Annotated in this window: 27 protein-coding genes; all 27 read left to right on the top strand. The window is 33.2% G+C overall.

Translation table 11 applies throughout. The features are described from left to right. Positions 1–8: 8 nt before the first annotated feature. Positions 9–428 carry a chemotaxis protein CheW gene (locus tag J2Z35_RS01050; protein ID WP_209658437.1) on the top strand — a complete coding sequence of 140 codons (420 nt, stop codon included), beginning with the start codon at positions 9–11 and terminating at the stop codon, positions 426–428. Between the two features lie 22 nt (positions 429–450). Continuing rightward, positions 451–1,074 carry a chemotaxis protein CheC gene (locus tag J2Z35_RS01055; protein WP_209658439.1) on the top strand — a complete coding sequence of 208 codons (624 nt, stop codon included), beginning with the start codon at positions 451–453 and terminating at the stop codon, positions 1,072–1,074. Beyond that, the gene (locus tag J2Z35_RS01060; RefSeq protein ID WP_209658441.1) at positions 1,067–1,552 is read left to right on the top strand and encodes a chemotaxis protein CheD; all 486 of its coding nucleotides are present in this window, start codon (positions 1,067–1,069) and stop codon (positions 1,550–1,552) included. Before J2Z35_RS01055 ends, J2Z35_RS01060 begins: the two co-directional genes overlap by 8 nt. A gap of 37 nt (positions 1,553–1,589) precedes the next feature. After that, positions 1,590–1,916, top strand: coding sequence for a hypothetical protein (locus J2Z35_RS01065; protein ID WP_209658444.1), 327 nt, complete (start codon positions 1,590–1,592; stop codon positions 1,914–1,916). 14 nt (positions 1,917–1,930) lie between these two features. Next, a complete protein-coding gene (locus J2Z35_RS01070; RefSeq protein WP_209658446.1) occupies positions 1,931–2,668 on the top strand; it encodes a sigma-70 family RNA polymerase sigma factor in 738 nt (245 codons plus the stop codon). Positions 2,669–2,691: 23 nt separating this feature from the next. Further along, positions 2,692–4,110: a DUF342 domain-containing protein gene (locus tag J2Z35_RS01075; RefSeq protein ID WP_209658448.1), complete on the top strand. Its 1,419-nt coding sequence runs from the start codon at positions 2,692–2,694 to the stop codon at positions 4,108–4,110. After that, positions 4,111–4,458, top strand: coding sequence for a hypothetical protein (locus J2Z35_RS01080; RefSeq protein ID WP_209658450.1), 348 nt, complete (start codon positions 4,111–4,113; stop codon positions 4,456–4,458). It begins immediately after the preceding gene. Between the two features lie 31 nt (positions 4,459–4,489). Next, positions 4,490–5,107: a hypothetical protein gene (locus J2Z35_RS01085; RefSeq protein WP_209658452.1), complete on the top strand. Its 618-nt coding sequence runs from the start codon at positions 4,490–4,492 to the stop codon at positions 5,105–5,107. Between the two features lie 178 nt (positions 5,108–5,285). Beyond that, on the top strand, positions 5,286–6,038 hold the full coding sequence (rpsB, locus tag J2Z35_RS01090; RefSeq protein ID WP_209658453.1) for a 30S ribosomal protein S2: 753 nt from the start codon (positions 5,286–5,288) through the stop codon (positions 6,036–6,038). Positions 6,039–6,092: 54 nt separating this feature from the next. Next, complete coding sequence (gene tsf, locus J2Z35_RS01095) at positions 6,093–7,007, top strand: translation elongation factor Ts (RefSeq protein ID WP_209658455.1); 915 nt, start codon at positions 6,093–6,095, stop codon at positions 7,005–7,007. Between the two features lie 125 nt (positions 7,008–7,132). After that, positions 7,133–7,846, top strand: a complete 714-nt coding sequence (gene pyrH, locus J2Z35_RS01100) for a UMP kinase (protein WP_209658466.1) — start codon at positions 7,133–7,135, stop codon at positions 7,844–7,846. A 2-nt stretch (positions 7,847–7,848) separates the two neighbouring features. Continuing rightward, the gene (gene frr, locus J2Z35_RS01105) at positions 7,849–8,406 is read left to right on the top strand and encodes a ribosome recycling factor (protein ID WP_209658468.1); all 558 of its coding nucleotides are present in this window, start codon (positions 7,849–7,851) and stop codon (positions 8,404–8,406) included. Beyond that, positions 8,406–8,609 (top strand): hypothetical protein, encoded by a 204-nt coding sequence (locus J2Z35_RS01110; protein WP_209658470.1) that lies wholly within the window; start codon positions 8,406–8,408, stop codon positions 8,607–8,609. Before frr ends, J2Z35_RS01110 begins: the two co-directional genes overlap by 1 nt. Positions 8,610–8,669: 60 nt before the next feature. After that, entirely contained in the window at positions 8,670–9,389 is a 720-nt protein-coding gene (locus J2Z35_RS01115) for an isoprenyl transferase (protein ID WP_209658472.1), read from the top strand. Between the two features lie 13 nt (positions 9,390–9,402). Then, complete coding sequence (locus J2Z35_RS01120) at positions 9,403–10,179, top strand: phosphatidate cytidylyltransferase (RefSeq protein WP_209658474.1); 777 nt, start codon at positions 9,403–9,405, stop codon at positions 10,177–10,179. Between the two features lie 15 nt (positions 10,180–10,194). Continuing rightward, a complete protein-coding gene (locus J2Z35_RS01125) occupies positions 10,195–11,358 on the top strand; it encodes a 1-deoxy-D-xylulose-5-phosphate reductoisomerase (protein ID WP_209658476.1) in 1,164 nt (387 codons plus the stop codon). Positions 11,359–11,373: 15 nt separating this feature from the next. Next, positions 11,374–12,378 carry an RIP metalloprotease RseP gene (gene rseP, locus J2Z35_RS01130; RefSeq protein ID WP_209658478.1) on the top strand — a complete coding sequence of 335 codons (1,005 nt, stop codon included), beginning with the start codon at positions 11,374–11,376 and terminating at the stop codon, positions 12,376–12,378. Positions 12,379–12,388: 10 nt separating this feature from the next. Next, positions 12,389–13,435: a flavodoxin-dependent (E)-4-hydroxy-3-methylbut-2-enyl-diphosphate synthase gene (gene ispG, locus J2Z35_RS01135; protein WP_245330691.1), complete on the top strand. Its 1,047-nt coding sequence runs from the start codon at positions 12,389–12,391 to the stop codon at positions 13,433–13,435. A gap of 85 nt (positions 13,436–13,520) precedes the next feature. After that, positions 13,521–17,768 carry a PolC-type DNA polymerase III gene (locus J2Z35_RS01140; protein WP_209658480.1) on the top strand — a complete coding sequence of 1,416 codons (4,248 nt, stop codon included), beginning with the start codon at positions 13,521–13,523 and terminating at the stop codon, positions 17,766–17,768. Between the two features lie 145 nt (positions 17,769–17,913). Continuing rightward, on the top strand, positions 17,914–18,372 hold the full coding sequence (locus tag J2Z35_RS01145) for a ribosome maturation factor RimP (RefSeq protein ID WP_209658482.1): 459 nt from the start codon (positions 17,914–17,916) through the stop codon (positions 18,370–18,372). Positions 18,373–18,394: 22 nt separating this feature from the next. Continuing rightward, a complete protein-coding gene (gene nusA, locus J2Z35_RS01150; RefSeq protein ID WP_209658484.1) occupies positions 18,395–19,480 on the top strand; it encodes a transcription termination factor NusA in 1,086 nt (361 codons plus the stop codon). Between the two features lie 2 nt (positions 19,481–19,482). Further along, positions 19,483–19,752: an RNase P modulator RnpM gene (gene rnpM, locus J2Z35_RS01155; RefSeq protein ID WP_209658487.1), complete on the top strand. Its 270-nt coding sequence runs from the start codon at positions 19,483–19,485 to the stop codon at positions 19,750–19,752. Continuing rightward, on the top strand, positions 19,745–20,077 hold the full coding sequence (locus tag J2Z35_RS01160; RefSeq protein ID WP_209658489.1) for a L7Ae/L30e/S12e/Gadd45 family ribosomal protein: 333 nt from the start codon (positions 19,745–19,747) through the stop codon (positions 20,075–20,077). The genes rnpM and J2Z35_RS01160 overlap by 8 nt, the downstream gene beginning before the upstream one ends. Continuing rightward, positions 20,055–22,052, top strand: a complete 1,998-nt coding sequence (gene infB, locus J2Z35_RS01165) for a translation initiation factor IF-2 (RefSeq protein ID WP_209658490.1) — start codon at positions 20,055–20,057, stop codon at positions 22,050–22,052. Before J2Z35_RS01160 ends, infB begins: the two co-directional genes overlap by 23 nt. Before the next feature lie 24 nt (positions 22,053–22,076). Beyond that, positions 22,077–22,448 carry a 30S ribosome-binding factor RbfA gene (gene rbfA, locus J2Z35_RS01170; protein WP_209658492.1) on the top strand — a complete coding sequence of 124 codons (372 nt, stop codon included), beginning with the start codon at positions 22,077–22,079 and terminating at the stop codon, positions 22,446–22,448. Between the two features lie 2 nt (positions 22,449–22,450). After that, positions 22,451–23,431, top strand: coding sequence for a DHH family phosphoesterase (locus J2Z35_RS01175; protein ID WP_209658494.1), 981 nt, complete (start codon positions 22,451–22,453; stop codon positions 23,429–23,431). Then, positions 23,415–24,311 carry a tRNA pseudouridine(55) synthase TruB gene (gene truB, locus J2Z35_RS01180; protein WP_209658496.1) on the top strand — a complete coding sequence of 299 codons (897 nt, stop codon included), beginning with the start codon at positions 23,415–23,417 and terminating at the stop codon, positions 24,309–24,311. The genes J2Z35_RS01175 and truB overlap by 17 nt, the downstream gene beginning before the upstream one ends. Position 24,312: the final 1 nt, after the last annotated feature.

Consider the following 24,312-nt stretch of genomic DNA (forward strand, 5'->3'; position numbering starts at 1 on the left):
GTGAGGATATGAACAATAACCAATTTGTTATATTTAGACTTGAGGAAGAATTTTATGGTATAAAGATTGATTATGTCGAGACCATTGAAAGAATGATGCCCATAACTAGAGTTCCAAAAGCTCCAAATTATGTAAAGGGAGTAATAAATTTAAGGGGAGAAATAGTCCCGATAATAGACCTTAGAGAAAGACTGAATATAGAATTTAAAGAATATGGCTCAGATACTAGAATTATTGTCAATAAAATGAAGGAAATGATGATAGGTTATATTGTTGATTCGGCATCAGAGGTTAAAGAGATAGAACCATCGATGATAGATTATGCTACATTTGACGACGCTTCTTCAGACACATTTGTAAAAGGAATAGGAAAAATAGACGATACAATGATAATAATTTTGGATGTAGATAAGATAGTGGAAAAGTAAATTTAAAGTCAGGAGATATTATATGAATTTTACTTTAGATAATATGAATAGCCTTTATTTAGATGTTCTTAAGGAAATTGGAAATATTGGCTCTGGAAATGCAGCCACATCTCTTTCCAAAATGATTAATAAGTCCGTCAATATGGAAGTTCCTAACATTGAAGTGGTAGAAACTGAAAAAGTAGTAGAGCTATTTGATGATGAGGAAGAAATTACTGTAGGGGTTTATATTAATTTCAATGGAAGTATAAATGGAACTATACTAACTCTTTTAGATAAAGAATCTGCGGACAATTTAGTAAATATACTTTTTGGAAACAAACCTAAAGGGGATATATATTCAGAAATTGAATCATCAGTTATTCAAGAGCTTGGAAATATAATGTCTAGTGGTTATGTAAATTCTATATCACTTCTTACGTCCCTTGATATCAATATATCAGTTCCTTCTGTAAATATTGATATGGTGAGTTCTATTTTAAGTGTACCTGCTATAGAATACGGACTTGAAAGTGACAAGCTTATATTAATTGAAAATAGATTAATAATAGATGAAGAAAAAATCAAGTGTTTTTTCTTTTTTATGCCAGACCTTACTTCGTTTGACACCTTATTTAAAAGCTTAGGAGTGTTGGGTAATGGATAACAATATAAAAATAGGGATGGCAGACTATAAAGTTGGAGAAAAAGATAATATACTTGTAACTCTAGGGCTAGGGTCCTGTGTGGGAGTAATAATATACGACTCCGCAAATAAAGTGGCAGGAATGGCTCATATTATGCTCCCATCTAGTCTTGAAATAAAAAACAATTCAAATAAAATGAAGTTTGCAGATACCTGTATAGACTTAATGATGATTGAGCTTCTTAAAAAGAATATAAATAAAAACTCTCTAAAAGCTAAAATAGCAGGGGGAGCGCAGATGTTTAGCGTTTCCCTAAATTCGGACAGCTTAAATATAGGGAAACGGAACGTTATCGCTGTTAAGGAAAAATTAAAGCTTTTAAAAATTCCGATTATATCAGAGGATGTTTTTGGAAATCATGGAAGGACTATAAGGTTCAATTGTTCTAACCAAGAACTCAATATTAAATCGATAGGTAAAGGTGAGACAGTAATATAATAAAAGCTCAAATTCATTCAGTATTTAAGGAGTTAAAATGAGGAATAAAACAATAGTTGTGGTTTTGACAAATTATATTATCTCCATTGTTATTCTGTTTATTTCTCTAGCTAAAGGTTTAGAGCTATCAAGATTTATAGTTCATTTACTAGTAGGAGTCTTGGGGCTCAACACTATAATATTGATTCTTTTCTTTGTAGGCAAGATATTGATGCAAAGAAAAGAGTCCACATTTGAGCTTGAGATAAACGGGACAGACGATGAGATAAAAGAAATTTTAAGAGAGACATCGGCAATTGAGGATGAGGATACTAAAAATATAAACGAGCCTGAATTTGAAGAGTGGACCCCAAATAATCCATAAAAGGGGGATTTCATATGAAAAATGAAGATATTTGGAAAAAGTATGATATGGAAGTTGATTCAAATACAAAAAGTGAGATAAAAAAGGAAATAATAATCAAATATATAAGTCTTGTAAAAATTATATCTGGAAGGCTTTATAATTATTATGCTAGTAATATTGAGTATGAAGATTTAATGAGTTATGGAGTAATTGGACTTATTGATGCTATAGATAAATTTGATAGAACTAAAAATATAAAATTTGAGACATATGCCTCAATTAGAATAAGAGGCTCTATAATAGATCAAATTAGAAATTTAGACTGGGTACCAAGATCTATAAGGCAAAAATCCAAAGTATTAAAAGATGCATATGAGGTTTTAGACCAAAAGCTGGGAAGAGAACCTTCAAACGCTGAAATAGCAGAATATTTAGGCAAAACGGAATCGGAAATAAAGTCTATGTTTGATGAAACTTCTATTTTTAATGTAATGTCCATAGAAGATGATTTTAAAGATAACTATAAAATTCAATTAAAGGATGAGACAATTGATTCTAGTCCAGAAGCTTCTGCAATCAAAAATGATACTTTAAAGGAGCTTCAGCTTGCCATCGAGAAACTAAGTGAAAGAGATAAGATTATCATTAACCTTTATTATTATGAAGGCCTGACCTATAAGGAAATAGGAGAGATACTCAAAATCTCTGAATCAAGAGTTTCTCAAATTCATAGTAAAGCAATAGTGAAAATGAGAAACCAATTCAAATAAATATTGAAAAGGGGATCAAAAGTATGTTTAAAATGATTTCGTTTGAAAAATTGCTCAGAGAGTACAAATTGAGCCTAAAAGTGACAGCTGATTTCATGAAAGCTTATTTAGAAATATTAGAGAGCCCAGAAGAGATTGAATCAAAATCCGATTTTCCCTCTTTTGATGAAATAATGGAGTTTTTAAGTGATAATGAAATTTCATATGGAATAATTGAATCTTCTATCAAAGATATGCAAACTAAAAGAATATCCCAAACATCTATACTTATAGCAGAGGGAATCAAACCTGAAAATGGGGAAGATGGCTATATAAGTTTCACCCACAGAGTAAAAAGCTCAATATCTCTTAATCAGGATGAAAAAGGCAATATAAACTTTAAAGAGTTAAACTGGTTTATTGAGGTAAAGGAAGGGGAAGTGCTTGCTCGAAAGGTGAATCCTACAGAAGGATTGTCTGGGAAAAATATAAAAAATCAAGAAATAGAAGCAGTAAAAGGTAAAGAAGCTGTTTTCAAATATGGCAAGAATGTACAGGAATCGGATGAACATGATACACTAATTGCCTCAAAATCGGGTAGATTAGAATATGAGGGAGATAAAATTCAAATAAATGAAGTGCTTACTATAAAAGGAAGTGTGGATACAAGCACAGGCAATATAAGGTTTTCTGGAGATGTAAACATTCAAGGAGATATAAAGACAGGTTTTGAGGTTGAATGTCTAGGAAGTCTTGAAGTTATGGGGGTTATAGAAGCTTCAAATGTTCATGTAGGTAAGGATTTAGTAGTAAAGGGTGGAATTCAAGGTAATGCCAGATCAAAAGTAGAAGTTGGGGGAAAGCTAATTTGTAGGTTTATCGAAAATGCAATGGTTTACACCAAAGGAGATATAATTACAGACTTTATAGTACATTCAAATGTAAGTTGTGGGGAAAACCTCACCGTAAAAGGAAAAAAAGGACTTATAGTTGGAGGAGAGATAAGAGTTAAAAACGAAATATCCGCTCAGGTTATAGGCTCTTATATGGGTACTAAAACATCCTTAGAAGTTGGACTAGACCCTGCAGATAAAACAAAGCTTGAAACGTATAAAGAAGAACTAGACAGTTATCAAAGAAAAACAAGAGAAATTCATCCAAATATAGAAACTGGAAAGCAGATGCTTCAAAGAGGTCTTATGGATAATGTAAGAAGAGTTTCTTTTATTAAAATGCTGGAAGAGTACAATAAAATTCTTCAATCTACGAATATGGTGGAGCTTGAGATTCAAAAGATAGAACGAACACTAATTGAAGCAAAAACAGGAGTTTTAAAGATAAAAGAAAAGATTTATCCGGGGACAAAAATATCGATAGGCAGACATACTAGATTTATAAAAGATGAAATAGGAAACTGTACTATGTTTATAGACAATAATGACATAACAGTTAGAAAGGGTTAGATGAAACCAATGTCTCAAAATCTAATGTACGGAATTATATTAATGCTTTTTTTGATAAATATCTTATCTTTATTTTTCTTCTTTAAGAAAGGGAGTAAAGATGATACCGATAATCCTGATTTCTTAAGAGGGGAAATACTGCTTTTAAGCAGAAATTTAAAAGCAGTAAGAGAAGAAATAATTGATTTAAAAAACGAAATTCTAGAGATTAGAGAGCTTAATGTACCCTCTGAGGATGAGCTTCAAAAGTATTTAAAACAAGGAAATGATATAAATGAAATAGCTAAAAAAATGAATAAAAGTGTTAAGGAAGTTGAACTTATTTTAAAAATGAGAGGTAAATTGTAAATTGAAATCCAAGAATTTTTTTTCGTATATAATGGGATTTACTATGGGTGCTCTTGTAATTTTAATGAGCTTAGGACTTAGCTCTTCGTTAGAATTACAGATAAATAAGCCTTTAGCGCTAAATAAAAATTCCCAAGAAGTAGAAACTATAAGTATTGAACAAGAAGATAATTTAGTCAAAGATCTTCAAGAAAAAATAAATAGCCTTGAAACTGAAAATAAATCTCTTTTAGCAAAAATTGAAAAAAATGAATCTGAATCTGAAGAAACAGTAGAAATTGAAATAAAAGATGAAATGACATATAGTAAAATTGCAGATTCCTTAATTGAACACGAAATATACTCTCATAAAAATGATCTATTAATGCTTCTTGAGCTTATAAATTATGACAAGTTAAAAGGAGCAGAGTCTATGAGAAACAATGGGATAATATATAATGTTAATACTCATAAGGAATTATTAAATAATCTTGAAACCCACAATACTAAAATACTAGAAGGTCTTAAAAAAGATGGGATTATACAAAGTGCTGAAGATTTTGGAAAACTTACATACCTTTTTAGAAAAGACATAAAAACTAATCCAGGAATCAAAGAATTTAGAAAAAATTCATCTTTAAGGGAAATAGCGGATAAATTAATAGAATAATAGCTCAAAGTTAATTGAGATATTTGCTTAAAAGTAGAAAATAAAACTTGATTTTATTTACACTATCAATTATCATATTAGAGGAATTAAATACACACGTCTCATGATTCTCAAAATTGGTGCCGAAAGGTTTTTGATAAGATGATTGGGTCGGAGGAAAAACCAAGGAGGAAGTAAAATGGCAGTAGTAAGTATGAAACAATTATTAGAAGCAGGTGTTCATTTTGGACATCAAACAAGAAGATGGAACCCAAAAATGGCTAGATTTATTTTTACAGAGAGAAATGGAATCTATATAATAGATCTTCAAAAAACTGTAAAGAAAATAGAAGAAGCATATAGCTTCATCAGAGAAGTAGCTGAAACTGGAAAGCCAATCCTTTTTGTTGGAACTAAAAAGCAAGCTCAAGATGCTATAAAAGAAGAAGCTGAAAGAGCTGGAATGTACTATGTTAACGAAAGATGGTTAGGTGGTATGCTTACAAATCACAAGACTATCAAAGGAAGAATAGATAGACTTATTCAGCTTGAAAAAATGCAAGAAGATGGAACTTTTGATGTTCTTCCAAAAAAAGAAGTAATCCAACTTATGAATGAAAAAGAAAAGCTTGAAAAATATCTTAATGGAATAAAGGAAATGCCTGAACTTCCAGGAGCGATTTTCATAGTAGATCCAAGAAAAGAAAGAATTGCAGTTAAAGAAGCACATACTCTAGGAATTCCAGTAGTAAGTATCGTAGATACAAACTGTGATCCAGATGAAATAGATTTCCCAATACCAGGAAACGATGACGCAATAAGAGCTGTAAAGCTTATAGCTTCTACAATTTCACAAGCTGTAATAGAAGCTAAGCAGGGACAAATAGAAGAGACTTCTTCAGAAGCTGAAGGGACTCAGGTGTCAGAAGAGGCTGTTGTTGAAGCAGAGTAAAACTAAAGGTAAGGGGAACACCCTTACCTTTATTACTTTATAGGAGGAGATAAAATGAATATTACTGCAAGTATGGTTAAAGAACTTAGAGAAAAGACTGCAGCAGGTATGCTAGATTGTAAAAAGGCCTTAGCAGAAGCTGAAGGAAATATGGATAGAGCTATAGACTTACTTAGAGAAAAAGGTCTAGCAAAAGCAGCTAAAAAATCAGACAGAATTGCAGCTGAAGGTCTTGTAGGCGTAGCTATATCTGAAGATGGGAAAAAAGCTTCTATGGTAGAAGTTAACTCTGAAACTGATTTCGTAGCTAAAAACGAAGAGTTTATAGGTTTTGTAGATAATATTGCTAAAATTGCACTAGAAAACAACCCTTCTAATCTTGATGAACTTTTAGCTTCTTCTTATGAAAATGAAGGAACAGTTAAAGATGCTTTAAATGCTAAAATTGCTAGAATCGGAGAAAATATGAGTATAAGAAGATTTTCTGTTCTTTCTGTAGATAGTGGAAGAATTGCAGATTATGTTCACGGGGCTGGTAAAATAGCCGTTTTAGTTAAGATGCAAGCATCAAATGATTCTGAAAAATTGGAAACTCTAGGAAAAGATATAGCTATGCAAATGGCTGCTATGAATCCTAAATATATATCAAGAGATGACGTTGATCCAGAGTATATTGCTCATGAGAAAGAAATTCTTATACAACAAGCTTTAAATGAAGGAAAGCCTCAAAACATAGTTGAAAAAATGGTTGAAGGAAGACTTCAAAAGCAGCTTAAAGAAGTATGCCTTCTTGATCAGACATTTGTTAAGGATTCTGACAAAACAGTTCAAGATGTTGTAAATGAAACATCAAAAGAAATAGGCTCTGAAATCAAACTTACTGACGTTGTGAGATTTGAAGTAGGAGAAGGTATAGAGAAAAAAGAAGAAAATTTTGCTGAAGAAGTTGCAAAGCAATTAGGAAACTAATATGTATATTAAGCAGGAAAGTCTTTATTAATCCTAAGTTTTATAGGGATAGCCCTGTTTGTAAAAAAAAGAAGAGAACACAAAGTGTTCTCTTTTTTAAAAAGCTTTTCTTTTAGGAGGGAATTATGGAATCTATTAAATACACAAGAGTACTGCTAAAACTCAGTGGAGAGGCTCTAGCTGGAGACAAAGGATTTGGCATTGATAATGATGTTGTAAATAGTGTTGCTAAGTCAATAAAAGAGCTGACAAGTATGGGAGTAGAAGTAGCAATTGTAGTAGGCGGAGGAAATATATTCAGAGGTAGAACCGGAGAAGGAATGGATAGAACTACAGCTGATCATATGGGAATGCTTGCCACTGTAATCAATTCTCTAGCCCTTCAATCTGCCCTTGAAAACATAGAAGTTGATACAAGAGTTCAAACTGCCATAGAAATGAGACAGGTAGCAGAGCCATATATCAGAAGAAGAGCTATAAGACATCTTGAAAAAAATAGAGTGGTAATATTTGGAGGAGGAACTGGTAATCCATACTTTTCCACTGATACTACAGCTGCACTTAGAGCTGCTGAAATTGAAGCTGAAGTAATTCTTTTGGCTAAAAAAGTAGATGGAGTTTATGACAGTGATCCTGTAACTAACCCAGATGCACTGAAATTTGATGAGCTTACTTATATGGATGTTCTAAGCAGAGAACTTAAAGTGATGGATTCGACAGCTACATCTCTTTGTATGGATAATAATATTCCAATTAGGGTATTCTCATTAGAAGATCCAAATAATATAATAGAAGTAGTAAAAGGAAAAAGTATTGGAACTTTAGTTAAGGGGGTTTAGAAATGAAATTAGATGTTCATAAGAAACTAGAAGAAAAAATGGAAAAAACCATATCAGTAATGAAGGATGAGCTTGCAACAATAAGAGCTGGAAGAGCTAATCCAAATATGCTTGATAGAGTTATGGTGGATTATTACGGAACTATGACTCCTATAAAGCAAATGGCAGGGGTTTCATCTCCAGAACCAAGGACTATACTTGTTCAGCCTTGGGATAAAACTGCAATTGGAAGCATAGAAAAAGCTATATTAACTTCTGATTTAGGGTTCAACCCTACAAATGATGGAACTTCAATAAGAATAAATATTCCTCAGCTTACAGAAGAAAGACGTAAGGATTTAATCAAGGTTGTAGGAAAGGTTGGAGAGCAGGCAAAGGTAGCTTTAAGAAACGAGAGAAGAGAAGCTAATGAGTCTATAAAAAAGATGGAAAAAGCATCTGAGCTTACAGAAGATGATTCTAAAAAAGCTCAAGATGAAGTTCAGAAAATTACGGACGGTCATATTAAGACCATTGATGAACTGATTGCTAAGAAAGAAAAGGATATAATGGAAGTTTAATGAATGATTTAAATAATAAATTAATAGGATTATCATTAGAAGATGCTGAAAAGTATCTAAGGGAAAATAGCTATGAATATTTTACTTACTCTACCTGTGGAGGTAAAGATAAAGATTTACTTGATGAGCCTTATGTAGTTAGAGTTAAGCTTATAGAAAATAAATTAGCTGTTTTAGTATCTCATTTTAAAACCATGATATAAGACCCCGGCCTTTTAAGGCCGGGGTAAGTTCATATAAAGGAATGATTAAAGTTGGATTATATGGATAAAATAAATAAAGATTCTATTCCTGAGCATATTGCTATAATTATGGATGGAAATGGAAGATGGGCAAAAAAAAGATTTTTACCAAGAAGCTTTGGACATAGAGCTGGAGTTGAAACAATAAGGGAAATAGTAAAAGAATGTAATAACCTTGGAGTAAAATATCTTACTCTATATGCCTTTTCCACAGAAAACTGGAAAAGACCAAAAGAAGAAGTAAATGGACTTATGAAGCTTTTGGTGGAATATCTAAAAAATGAAGTAAATGAGCTTCACAAAAACAATGTAAGAATTAAAACTATAGGAGATATAGAAAAGCTTCCAGAGTTTGCTATTTTAGAACTAAAAAATGCTATGGAAAAAACAAAAAACAATAGTGGTGTAACAATGTCTTTAGCTCTAAATTATGGAAGCAGAAGCGATATTAAAGGAGCAATAATTAAAATCCTTGATGATTGTAAAGAAAATAATATAAATATTGATGATATAGATGAGGATTTTTTAAGAAGATATTTATCTACAAACTTTTTGCCTGATCCAGACCTTATTATAAGACCAAGTGGGGAGTTAAGACTATCAAATTTTCTTATGTGGGAAGCTGCCTATAGTGAATTTTGGTTTTCAGATATAAATTGGCCAGATTTCAAAAAACAAGATTTGCATAAAGCTATATATGACTATCAAAATAGAGATAGAAGATTTGGGGGATTAAGCTAGGAGGTGTCTTTCCTTGAAGGTCAGAATAATATCAGCCCTTTTATTATTACCAGTTTTTTTCTTTGTAATTATATATGGAGGATTAATAACTAGGCTAGCAGTCATTGCAATAACGTTAATATCTTTGTACGAATTTACAGGAGCCTTTAACAAATCTGGAATAAAGCTTACAAATTTTACATTATATATACTCTCAATACTAGTGATGGGACCAAACTGGGCAAACCTTTGGAATATACTTCCTGTTGCTCTTTTTGTACTTGTGTTCATGGAAAGCATCCTTCTTGTTTTTAATAAAAGAAAAATAGAAGATATTTCAGTTAGCGCTCTTTCTTTTATATATATAACTGTTGCCCTATCTTCTATTATTGTTATAAGAAATAATAATTTTGAGTATATATGGTATATATTTATATTTGCATGGGCAACGGATACTTTTGCATACTTTGTTGGCTTAACTTTTGGGAAAAATAAGCTAATACCATCTGTAAGCCCTAAAAAAACAGTTGAAGGAGGCATTGGAGGTATATTTGGAAGTGTATTAATTTCTTCCTTATATGCATACTATGTACACCCAGAAAATATATTAATTGTTATAATAGCTTCTATACTTGGAAGTATGATATCTCAAATGGGAGACCTGTTTGCATCTTCTTTTAAAAGGAAAATAGGAATAAAGGATTATGGGAACCTTATCCCTGGTCATGGGGGAATGCTAGACAGAATTGACAGTATAATATTTACAGCTCCATTTACATATATTTTTGTATACCTTGTAAATGTATTATAAAAAGGATGTGTTAGTTTGAAAAGAATTTCTATTCTAGGGTCTACTGGTTCTATAGGATTACAAACTATAGAAGTAGTGAGAAATAATCCGGAAATGTTTCAAATAGATGCTCTTTCTGCGAGAAGTAGTTTAGACACTCTTATAGAGCAGATAATAGAGTTTAGACCTAAAGAAGTATGTATATTTGAAGAAAAACACGAAAAGACTTTAAAATCAAGGCTTAAAGAGCTTGGCTTAGATGATTTAGTTGAAGTATCTTCAGGTATAGAGGGCCTTGTAAAAATTAGTGAAATTGAAACTACAGATATTTTAGTGACTTCTGTAGTTGGTATGATAGGACTTTTGCCAACTCTAAAGGCTCTTGAAAAGGGAAAGACTATTGCCCTTGCAAATAAAGAGACATTAGTTACAGCTGGTCATCTTGTAATGGAACATCTAAAAAAATATTCGGGACAGATTATTCCTGTCGATAGTGAACATAGTGCAATATTTCAGTGTCTTGTAGGTGAAAAAGAGTCTTCAGTTGAAAAACTGATACTTACTGCATCTGGAGGACCTTTTAGAGGCATGCAAAAAAATGATGTAGCAAAGATGACAAGAATAGAGGCTTTAAAACATCCAAACTGGTCAATGGGACAAAAGATAACAATAGATTCAGCCACACTTATGAATAAAGGACTTGAGGTAATCGAAGCAAAATGGCTATTTGATGTTGATAAAGATGATATTGAGGTTGTGGTTCATCCTCAAAGCATCATACATTCTATGGTAGAATTCAAAGATGGTTCTGTAAAGGCTCAGATTGGAACTCCAGATATGAAGGGTCCAATTCAGTATGCCCTCACGTACCCAGAAAGACTGCATTCTAAAGAGCCAAAGCTAAATTTTCATACTCTTAAAGACCTGACATTTGAAAAACCTGATATGGAAGTGTTTCCATGCCTTAGACTGGCATTTGAGGCACTGGAGCAAGGGGGAAGCAGTCTTACAGTTTTAAATGCGGCAAATGAAGTATTAGTAAATGAGTTTTTAAAAGATAAGATAAGTTTTTACAAAATATCTGATATAATTGAACAAACAATAAAAGTCCATGATTATATATCAAATCCTACATTATCAGACATACTGGAAGTAGATAAGTGGACTAGGGAATTTGTTTTTAAAAATGTGATAAATTAATTAGAAGGTGAATTTATGAGTATATGGACAATAATAATAGCATTGATAGTTTTTGGCGTAATAGTTATAGTGCATGAAATGGGACACTTTTTTACTGCTAAGTTCTTTGGAGTTACAGTACATGAATTTGCAGTAGGGATGGGACCTAAAATTTTTAGCAAAACAAAAAATGAAACTGATTATTCAGTAAGAGCACTACCTTTAGGTGGCTATATAAGAATGGAAGGGGAAGATGAAGGTAGTGAGGACCCAAACGGGTTTAACAACAAGCATCCCCTTAAAAGAATGGCCATAATTTTTGCAGGACCATTTATGAATTTTATATTTGCCTTTTTACTATTCTCTATGCTTTATATGATGGTAGGAGTTCCAGTAAATACTGTAGGGGGGCTTATTGAAGGCATGCCTGCAATTAGATCTGAGCTTCAAGAGGGAGATAGAATTATCTCTATTGAAGGAACAAGGACAAGCTCATGGACAGATGTAACTGATACTATTGGTGCTTCAGAAGATGAAATTTTGACATTTGAAGTACAAAGAGAGTCTCAGACTCTAATGATTGATGTAGAGACTGTTAGAGAAGGTGGAAGAACAGCTATTGGTATTTCACCAAAATATGAAAGAGCACCTGGAATATCTATTTCATATGGCTTTAAACAAACCGTAGGAATGCTAAAAGATATGCTTACCTTTTTAGGACAGCTTTTTACAGGAAGGTCAGAAAGTGAAGGTGTAGTTGGTCCTATAGGAATAATAAGTGCAGTGGGAGATGCAGCGAGAACTGGATTTGCAAATGTCCTTTTCCTTGCGGCAGTAATCAGCCTTAACCTAGGGCTTATAAATCTTCTTCCAATTCCAGCTCTTGATGGTAGCAGAATTATATTTCAATTTATAGAGCTTGTAAGAGGGAAAAAAATAGATCCAGAAAAAGAAGGTACTATCCATCTTATTGGAATGGCACTCCTCCTTCTTCTTATGGTCTTTGTAACCTATAAAGATATATTGAGAATATTCAATTAGAGGTACTATTATGAACAGAAAAAAAACTAGAGAAATTACCCTTAAGAATATAAAAATCGGTGGGGAAAATCCTATAACAATACAGTCTATGACAAATACAAAGACGGCAGATGTAAATGAAACTATAAACCAAATCAAAAGACTTGAAGATGCAGGTTGTGATATAGTAAGGCTTACAGTTCCAGATGAGCAGTCTGCAGATGCATTAAAGGAAATTATAAAAAAGGTGAATATTCCTGTTGTAGCTGATATACACTTTGACTATAGACTAGCTCTTAAATCTATAGAAAGCGGAGTACATGGCCTTAGACTCAATCCCGGAAATATTGGTAAGGAAGAGAATGTAGAAAAAGTTGTGAAAGCCGCTAAAGAAAGTAATATAAAAATTAGAATAGGGGTAAATGCAGGGTCTTTAGAAAAAGAAATTTTAAAAACCAAGGGCTCTACACCGGAAGGCATGGTTCAAAGTGCCTTCAATCATATAAAAATACTTGAAAAACATGAATTTTATAATACTGCAGTTTCTTTAAAGGCAAGTGATATACAAAAGACTATTAAAGCCTATGAATTATTTTCAAATCTTAGTGATTATCCTTTACATCTTGGGATTACTGAATCAGGAACCTTAAGGTCTGGCACTATAAAATCCTCTGTAGGGATAGGATATCTTCTTTTAAGGGGAATAGGAGACACTATAAGAGTATCCCTTACATCAGACCCAGTTGAGGAGATTTATGTTGCTAAAGAGATTCTAAAATCAGTTGGAGAATATGATGAGGGTATCAGAATAATATCTTGTCCAACTTGTGGTAGGACAGATATAGATATTATAAGTCTTGCACAGACAGTTGAAAAAGCTACAGCGAACATAAAAAAATCCTTGAGCGTAGCTATAATGGGTTGTGCAGTAAATGGTCCAGGGGAAGCCAGAGAAGCAGATATAGGTATAGCAGGTGGCAAGGGAGAGGCCTTGCTCTTCAAAAAAGGAAAAGTAATCAGAAAAATATCTGAAAACGAAGTAATAAAAGTGCTATTAGAAGAGATAGATAAATTCTAAAGTCGATAAGCTGCAAAAGCCCTTTCACAACAATCTTAGAAGGGCTTTTGTTATATAGTTGTTTAAAACCTCAGGAGATGGTCAGATGCAAAAAAATATTTTTGATATTAAAGGCTTAGGTAAGGAAATAAGCCTTAGCAATATGATTTATTTTAGAAATGAAAAAGTTCTGGATATATATATAGAATCCCAGGAAATAATTAAATACAGTACACTAAGGGAACATGAAGATAAACTAAAACAGACTTTTAAGGACATAAAAAATATAAGACTTAGACCAAGGTATAAATTTGAAAATAAAAAAATCGAAGATTTTATAGGAGATTTTTATGAAAATATAAAATATATCGTTTCGTCTATTTGCCCTTCAACCTTGTGCACCCATGATTCTATTTCTTTTTCATTTGAAAAAGAAGAAAATAAAATAATTATGGATATTAAAGATAAATTTGTAGAGCAGAGAATAAAAGGGAAAAATATACCTTACTCAATAAATAAAATGTTAGAGGAAGAGACAGGCTTTTCCATAAATATAGAGGTAAGATGCTTAAATCAGGGTATGGACATGGACAAATATACTACAGAAAAAATAGCAGAAGCAGAAGCAATATTATATAATCTTGGAAATAAACCCCCTCTTGATAATAAAGGGGAAACTTCCGAGAAAAAGAAAACTAAGGCTCCTGAAAAGAAGTTTGTAGATAAGTCCTTTATAAAAAAAGAAAATACAGAAACTATAAGCATAAGCGAGCTTAAAGGGGACGACTATGGAGTAAAGGTTGTAGGAGAAATTTTTGCAGTAGAAAAAAGAGAGTTAAGAAATGGGAAGTTTTTGATTCAATTTGCTATAACAGACTATACAGGTTCGATATACTGTAAGATTTTTTCTGACGATAACAGTTTAAGTTTTGGCAAGGGTGATTACATTAAAGTTAGTGGTGATGTAATCTATGATAATTATTCAAAGGAAATCATTCTTAAAGTAAAGTCAATGGGAGAAGCTTCACGAAAAGTTAGACAAGATCTTTGCAAGGACAAAAGAGTTGAGCTACATGCCCATACTACCATGTCAGCAATGGATGCCATATGTAGTCCTTCTGAGCTTATAAAAAAAGCTAAGGATATGGGTCATACTTCAATAGCAATAACGGATCATGGAGTAGTTCAAGGATTTCCTGAGGCTATGGAAGCCGGAATGAAAAATAAAATAAAAATCATCTACGGGGTGGAGGGCTATCTTGCCAATGATATTAGCAAGATTGTAAAGCTAGACAAAAATGCTGATTTTATGGATGAATTTATAGTGTTTGATATAGAGACTACAGGGCTTTCAAATACCTCTGATAGAATAACTGAAATTGGAGCAGTAAAAATAAGGAATATGGAGATAATAGATACTTTCAGTGCCCTTATTAATCCTGAAATGCCTATTCCTTTAAAAATTCAAGAACTAACTGGAATAAGCAATGAGATGGTTAGAGAAAAACCCACTATAGACAAGGTATTGCCTGAGTTTCTTGAATATATAGGGGACAAAGTACTAGTTGCCCACAACAGTGAGTTTGATATTGGCTTTATAAGGGAAAACGCTAAAAGATTAAATCTTGAGTTTGGTAACAATGAAATAGATACCTTAAAATTATCGAGAGTTATTTTAAAGGAATTAAAAAAACACAAGCTAAATCTTATTGCAAAACATCTTGGTATTAATCTTGAAAATCACCATAGAGCAGTTGATGATGCTCAGGCTACAGCTCAAATATTTATAAAATTTATGGAAATACTAAAAGAAAAATCTATAAATAATTTTAATGAAATAAATACAAAGCTTGGAGATGTAGATTTTAAAGCACTAAGTACTAATCATATTGTTATTCTTGCTAAAAACACTACGGGACTCAAAAACCTTTATAAACTTATATCAAAATCCCATATAGATTACTTTTATAAAAATCCAAGAATACTTAAAAGCATGCTAAATGACTATAGAGAAGGACTTCTATTAGGAAGTGCATGTGAAAGAGGAGAGCTGTATCAGGCTATACTAAAAGGAAAGACCGAAAAGGAAATAGATGAGATAGCTTTATTTTATGATTATATAGAAATAATGCCTTTATCAAACAATAAATTTATGGTAGATAAGGGTATAGTAAAAAGTGAATCAGATCTTATAGAAATAAATAAAAAGCTTATTGAAGTGGGAAGAAGAAACAATATAAAAGTAGTAGCTACCTCAGATTCTCATTTTGTTAACCCTGAAGATGAAATATATAGAAAAATCATCCAGCATTCACTTGGTTTTAAAGGAGTGGAGGAATCAACACCCCTTTATTTTAAATCAACAGATGAAATGCTTGATGAGTTTTCATATCTAGGTGCAGAGTTAGCATATGAGGTTGTAGTAAAAAATACTAATGATATAAATGATATGATTGAATCCCTCCTTCCAATACCAGATGGAACCTTTCCTCCAATCATTGAGGGCTCTGAGACAGAGCTTAGGGAAATGTGCTTTAAAAAAGCAAAATCTATCTATGGGGAAAATCTTCCAGAAATAGTAGAGGGTAGATTAGAGCGTGAATTAAATTCTATTATAAGTAATGGATATGCAGTAATGTATATAATTGCTCAAAAATTGGTTACAAAATCTATTGAAGATGGATACCTTGTTGGATCTAGAGGTTCGGTAGGGTCCTCTTTTGCGGCTACAATGAGTGATATAACTGAAGTGAATCCCCTTGCTCCTCATTATGTATGTTCAAGCTGCAAACACTCGGAGTTTATAACTGATGGCTCATATGCGTCAGGAGCGGATTTGCCAGATAAAAAGTGTCCAAAATGTGACACTGAGCTTACCAAAGATGGACATGATATCCCTTTTGAAGTTTTCCTTGGATTTGAAGGAGATAAGGAGCCAGATATAGACCTTAATTTTGCAGGGGAATATCAGTCAAATGCACATAAATATACAGAGGAGCTTTTCGGAGAGGGATATGTATACAAAGCAGGAACAATTGGTACAATAGCAGAGAAGACAGCCTATGGATTTGCGAAAAAATTTGTGGAAGAGACTGGATTAGAAGTGACTTCAGCGGAAGTTGAAAGGCTAAAAAGCGGATGTACGGGAATAAAAAGAACCTCAGGCCAACACCCTGGAGGCATCATGGTAGTTCCAAAATATAAAGAGGTACACGATTTTACTCCCATTCAGTATCCAGCAAATGACAGCAAATCAGGTGTAATAACCACTCACTTTGACTATCATTCCATAAGTGGTAGGATTCTAAAGCTTGATATTTTAGGACACGACGTCCCTACTATTATAAAAATGTTGGAAGATATCACAAAAACAGATGCAACTAAAATACCCCTTGATGACCCAGAGACTATGTCCATATTTACAACTACAGAAAGTCTGAAATGTGATCTTTCTGCTATTTCATGCCCAGTTGGAAGTCTTGGAATTCCAGAGTTTGGTACTAAGTTTGTAAGACAGATGCTTATAGATACAAAGCCCACAACATTTGGGGAACTTGTAAGAATATCAGGACTTTCCCATGGAACAGATGTATGGATTAACAATGCCCAAGAGCTTGTTAGAAACAATATTGCAGAGCTTAAAGAAGTGATATCTACAAGAGACGATATAATGAACTACCTTATTTTAATGGGACTTAAGCCAAAGACAGCCTTTAAAATAATGGAAAATGTAAGAAAGGGAAAAGGACTTACAGATGAACAGGTAGAGGATATGAAAGAAAAAAATGTTCCAGCCTGGTATATAGATTCCTGTAATAAGATTAAATATATGTTCCCAAAGGCCCATGCTGCTGCATATGTTATGATGTCTTTTAGAATTGCGTATTACAAAGTTCACCATAAAGAAGCCTTCTATGCTACTTATTTTACAACTAAGGCTGAGGATTTTGATGTAGAGCTTATATGCAAAGGGAAAGAGGCGGTTTTAGAAAAGCTAAAGGAAATAGAATCCCTTGGAAATGAAGCTACAGCCAAAGAAAAGAATATGTCAACTGTCCTTGAAGTAGCATACGAAATGTTCCAAAGAGGGGTAAAACTTAGAAATCTAGATATTTATAAATCAAAGGCTAAGAAGTTTACGGTAGTAGAAAACGAACTTCTTCCCCCCCTTGTATCTATGCAGGGACTTGGAGAGACAGTAGCCCTTAGCATTGAAAGAGAATCCTCAAAGGAATTTATGTCCATAGAAGATTTTAGACAAAGAACTAAGACTACAAAGACAGTAATTGAATCTTTAATAAATCATGGATGCCTCTCAAAGCTTCCTGAGACTAATCAATTATCTTTACTGTAGGTTGAAAAAACTTGATTTTTTTGATACAATAGGGTAGATATATTAAAAGACGTGAAACTTAAGGGGACAGCAGAAGCATTAGAGTGGGTTTACGCCCACTCTTTCATTATTTATGAATCTAAAACTTAATAAGGGGGTGGCTGTTATGGCTAGCAAGATTGAACAGCTTATAGAAGACATGGTACTAGATATTTTAACAGATGAATATGAGCTTGTAGATGTGGAATATGTAAAGGAAGGTTCCTTAAAATTCCTTAGAATATATATTGATAAAGGGGGAGAAATGTCCCTTGATGATTGTCAAAAATTAAGCAGAATTATAAGCGAAAGATTAGATGAAGTTGATCCTATTGAAGAAAATTATATGCTCGAGATATCGTCACCAGGACTTGATAGACATCTAAAGAAAGAAAAGGATTTTACAAGAGAAAAAGGTAAAGAGGTCGAACTCAAGCTTTTTAAAGCAATAGAAGGAGTCAAGGAGTTTGAAGGAACTCTTTTAGGACTAAATGAAAATAATGAAATTGAAGTAGAAGTAAACGACCAGATAATGAAATTTCCTAAAAAAGAAGTGGCAGTAATAAGATTGGCCATTAAAATATAAATTTATTCAAGGAGGAAGAAATATGAATGTGGAGTTTATTGCTGCTTTGGACCAGATAGAGAGGGAAAAAGGAATAAGCAAAGAAATTCTTTTTGAAGCCCTAGAAGCAGCTTTGCTTAATGCATACAAGAAAAACTTTGGCTCATCTTACAATGTAAGGGTACTTATAGACAAGGAAACTGGAGATGTACAAGTATTTTCAAGAAAGACAGTTGTAAACAAATACCAGTATGACTTAGCAGAAGGTGAGATAACACTAGAAGAGGCTCAAGAACTTTATGATATGAAGTATGAAGTCGATGATGTAATTGAGACTGAGGTTACTCCAAAAAACTTTGGAAGAATAGCAGCTCAGGCAGCAAGACAAATGGTTATACAAAAGATCAAAGAGGCAGAAAAAGACATCATATATGAAGAGTTTTTAACTAGAGAATCAGAGATTATCACTGGAGAAATTTCAAGAGCAGGAAAAGGAAACATCTATGTAAACTTGAGTATAATAGGAAGTAAAGACATAACTATAAACGCAGAAGCTACTCTTCCTCCAAGCGAGCAAATACCTTTTGAAGACTATACTCCAGGAAAAAGGCTTAAAGTCTATGTCATTGAAGTCAAAAAGACTAACAATGCTCCACAGATACTTGTATCAAGAAGTCATCCGGGACTTGTAAAAAGACTTTTTGAAAGTGAAGTTCCAGAAATTTTCGAAGGAATAGTGCAGATAAAATCAATTTCAAGAGAAGCAGGCTCAAGAACTAAGATGGCTGTATACTCTGCAGACGAAAATGTAGATCCAATTGGAGCATGTGTTGGACCTAAGGGTCAAAGGGTAAAAAACATAGTAGACGAGCTAAAAGGTGAAAAAATAGATATAATAAAATTTAGTGAAGATTATAGTGAATTCATATCTGCTTCATTAAGTCCATCTAAGGTTGTATCTGTAGAGATAAATGAAGAAGAAAAGAGTGCAAAGGTCATAGTTCCAGATGACAAGCTTTCACTGGCTATTGGAAAAGAAGGACAAAATGCCAGACTGGCAGCGAAATTGACTAATTGGAAGATAGACATAAAAAGTGAAAGTCAGGCAAAATCAGAACAGGGGGAATAAAAATGAAACAAAAAAAGATTCCTCAAAGAAAATGTATATCTTGTAGCGACAGAGATGTCAAAAAAGATCTTATAAGAATTGTTAAAAATAAAGACGGAGAAATATTTATTGATGTAACATATAAGGCAAACGGACGGGGAGCCTATATATGCAAAGATAAAGAATGCTTAGAAAAAGCAATAAAAAGTAAAGCATTAAACAGAGCATTTAAAACAGAAATTTCTCAACAAGTTTATGAAAAACTTAAGATGGAGTTGGAAAACCTTGAATAAAGAAAAAATCCTGACTTTGTTAGGCTTTGCTTATAAAAGCAGGAAACTAGTATCAGGAGAGGGTATAACCCTTGAATATATAAAGTCAAATAAAGCAAAGCTTGTTTTTATAGCAAGTGATGCATCTGAAAATACAAGAAAAAGAATTTCAGATAAATGTAATTTTAGATCAATAGAACTTGTAGATATCTTTACACGCTATGAAATCGGAAAAGCTATTGGAAAAGATGAAAGAGTGGCAGTTGGGATAACAGATCAAAATTTTGCAGATAGTATTAAAAAATTACTAGGAGGTGGAGCCTATGCAAAAAATGAGAGTTTATAAAATTGCACAGGAATTAGGCATTACCAGCAAAGAACTCATAGAGAAGCTAGAGGATCTGGATATAAAAGTAGCGAATCATATGAGTACTTTGAATGACGAGGAGGCAGAACTTATATTAGAATTATTTAGTGATAAAAAAGACGATAAAGAAGCGAAGAAGGTGGACCAAGTAGAAACAGCAGAATTAGATTTAGTAGAAGAAATAGATGTTAAAGATGAGCCAAACGAAGACTCTATAATAATTGGAGATACAATTGCAGTAGGAGAATTAGCAAATTTGCTTGAAGTAAAAGCAACTGATGTGATAACAAAGCTTATAAAGCTTGGAATCATGGCTAATATAAACCAAGAAATAAAATTTGAAACAGCAGAAAAAATAGCAGTAGATTACGATATTCTTCTGGAAAGAGAGCCTGAAGAAGAAGAGGAAATAGATTTTATTGTTGAAGGGGATAAAGATGAAGACCTTGAGCATAGACCACCAATAGTTACTGTTATGGGACACGTTGACCATGGGAAGACATCACTTCTTGATGCTATAAGAGATACAAGAGTTACTGATAAAGAAGCAGGGGGAATAACCCAGCATATAGGAGCATCGGAAGTTACTGTAAGTGGAAAGAAAATAGTATTTTTAGATACACCGGGTCACGAAGCTTTTACTGAAATGAGATCACGTGGAGCGAAGGTAACTGATATTGCTATACTTGTTGTAGCTGCAGATGATGGTATAATGCCTCAAACTGTAGAAGCAATAAACCATGCAAAGGCTGCAAAGGTGCCTATTATAGTGGCAATTAACAAAATTGATAAGCCTGGAGCAAATATAGATAGAGTAAGACAAGAGCTTTCTGAACATGAAATTCTAGTAGAAGAATGGGGCGGAGATGTAATTGATGTTCCAGTATCTGCCTTAAAGGGTGAAAATATAGATACCTTGCTTGAAATGGTTCTTCTAGTTGCAGAAGTTGAAGAGCTAAAAGCAAATCCAAATAGAGCAGCTGTAGGTACAGTAATAGAGTCGAATCTAGATAAGGGAAGAGGACCTGTTGCAACAGTAATAGTTACAAACGGAACTCTAAAAGTAGGAGACCCTATAGTGGCTGGAGCTTCATTTGGTAAAGTAAGAGCTATGATAAATGACAAGGGAAAAAGAATTAAGAAAGCCGGTCCTTCTACTCCAGTTGAAATACTGGGGTTAAATGAGGTTCCTAATGCAGGAAATCAATTTGTAGTTCCAAGCAGTGACAAAGCTGCCAAAGCCCTTGGTGAAAAGAGAAAAGAAAAAATAAGAGATGAGCAGCTTAAAGCAAGCTCAAAGATATCCCTTGAGGATCTTTTTGATAAGATGCAGCAAGGGGAGTTTAAAGAGCTTAACATAATAGTTAAAGCAGACGTACAAGGTTCTGTTCAGGCTGTAAGGCAGTCTATAGAAAAGCTTTCAAATGAAGAAGTTTCAGTAAGAGTAATTCATGGAGGAGTAGGAGCAATAACAGAATCAGATATAATGCTTGCTTCAGCTTCAAATGCAATTGTAATAGGCTTTAATGTAAGACCATCTACAGGAGCTAAAACAATAGCAGAGCGTGAGCAGGTTGATATGAGAACCTACAGAATAATATACGAAGCAATAGAGGATATAGAAAAGGCAATGAAGGGAATGCTAGATCCAGAATTTGTAGAACAGGAACTTGGAAAGGCAGAAGTTCGACTTACCTTTAAGGTTCCAGGTGCTGGAATGGTTGCCGGATCATATGTTATAGAAGGAAAGATATTAAGAAATGCAAAGGTAAGGCTTGTAAGAGACGGAATTGTTGTTTATGAAGGCTCTATAGATTCTCTTAGAAGATTCAAAGATGATGTAAAGGAAGTTGCAACAGGATATGAGTGTGGTATTGGTCTTACAAACTACAATGATGTAAAAGAAGGGGACATTATCGAAGCTTATGTGATGAAGGAAATAGAGAGAAAATAATAAACAGCTAATGGCGGTGATAATATGAGTTATGCAAGAACTAGAAGAATAGGTGAAGAAATTAAAAAGGTAATCACAGAACTGATTACTGAGCAAAAGATAAAAGACACTAGGGTTACTGGAACTCGCTCTTTAGTTTCAGTTACAACCGTAGATGTTGTTAGAGATCTTACCTACGCCTATGTTTATATTAGTGTTCTTGGAAAAGAAGAAGATAAGGATAAGGTTCTTGAAGGACTAAAAAGTGCTTCAGGATTTATACGTAAAGAAGTAGGGAGAGCTGTAAACTTAAGACATACTCCTGAAATCATATTTAAGGGTGATGACTCTATAGAGCGTGGAGTTAATATGTCCAAGCTTATAAACAATCTAAATATTGGAAGCGAAGAAGAGTAATTATGAAGGATATAATAAAATATATAAAAGATGAAAATACATTTCTAATTACGAGCCACGCATCTCCAGATGGAGATAATGTTGGCTCCTGCTTAGGAATGCTTGAGTTTCTCACAAAGATTGGAAAGGAAGCATATTATGTTTTAGATGATTCCTTTCCTCAAAATCTCAGTTTTTTATATGAAAATTATAAAATTTATGAATCAGAAGAAATAAAAGAATTATTAAAAGAAAGACCCTACTCTCTAATTGCTCTTGATTGCGGAGATATTAAAAGATTAAAAATAGAACCTGATTTAATAGAAGGAGCTTCTTTAATCTGCAATATCGATCATCACAAAAGCAATAACAATTTTGGGACTCTAAATTACGTGGTTGATAATGCATCTTCCACAAGCGAGCTAGTTTATAATATACTTTGTGCTGTAGATGAAAATCTTATAGATGAAAAAATAGGTATAGCTCTTTATACAGGTCTTGTTACAGATACTGGAAATTTCATGTTTGAAAGTGCAAAAGACTCATCACTGATAATGGCAGCAAAACTTCTATCAAAGGGGGTTGACAAGCAAAAGATAATTAGAAGTATATATCAAAGCAACTCCTTTGATTATCTTAAACTTACAGCAGAAGTAATGATGACACTTGAAAAGGAAAAGCATTTTTCATACATGATTCTTGAAAGCTCTATGCTCAAAAAACACTCTATTGATTATAACGATACTGAAGGTCTTGTTAATCATGCCCTCAATATAGATGGTGTTGAAGTGGGGGTTTTATTCAAAGAGCAATCAGAGAACGTTGTAAAAGTATCTTTCAGATCTAAAGGGTGGGCAAATGTCAATGAGATAGCAAAAGCCTTCAACGGCGGAGGTCATGAAAGGGCAGCAGGCTGCACCATTAATAAGCCAATCGACCAGGCAGTTTATTCTGTTTTGGAAAAATTAAGGGAGTACATGAAAATACATGGACGGAGTAATTAATATATTAAAACCAACAGGAATGACTTCCCATGATGTTGTTGGATTCATTAGAAAAAACTTTAAAATAAAAAAGGTTGGACATACAGGGACGCTCGATCCAAATGCGGCTGGAGTGCTCCCTATATGTATTGGAAAAGGAACAAAGCTCAGCCAGTATATAATGGAAAAAGAAAAAAGCTATAGATGTGAGCTTATCTTTGGAAAAACTACTGATACTTTGGATTCATATGGAAAGATTATTTCTGAAAAGCTTATAGACCCAATCGATTTTTATGATATAGAAAAAACAGTAAAGACATTCATTGGACAAATCTCTCAAATACCTCCTGCCTATAGTGCAATTAAAGTAAATGGTGTAAAGCTTTATGAAAAGGCAAGAAAAGGTATAGAAATAAATGATATCCCCATTAGAACAGTCACTATTCATAATATAAATATAATTTCTTATGAATTTCCAAGGCTTATGATGGACATAAGATGTTCCAGTGGGACATATATAAGGAGTCTTGTAAGAGATATTGGTGAAAAACTTGAAAGCCCTTCATATATGAGTCTTCTTATAAGAACAAAGTCCGGCGAATTTAAAATAGAAGAAGCTTTAGCAATTGAAGAACTAACGGAAGATATTTTAAATGAAAAACTTACTTCTTTAAAAGATATAAAACTGAATATGCAAGATATTACTCTAAAATCATCTGCTTCAGTATCCTATATCAATGGAAGCTATGTATCTCAAAAGGGACTAAAGTCGACCCTTTGTGAATACCAAGCAGAGGAAAATGTTAGAGTTTTTGATGAATTAGGCAGTTTTATAGGAATAGGTAAAATAAGAGAAAAGGATTCTGTAAAGTATCTCAAGGGTGATACTCTGCTTATATAAA

It is taken from the genome of Acetoanaerobium pronyense (assembly GCF_017874355.1).
Lineage (GTDB): Bacteria > Bacillota > Clostridia > Peptostreptococcales > Filifactoraceae > Acetoanaerobium > Acetoanaerobium pronyense.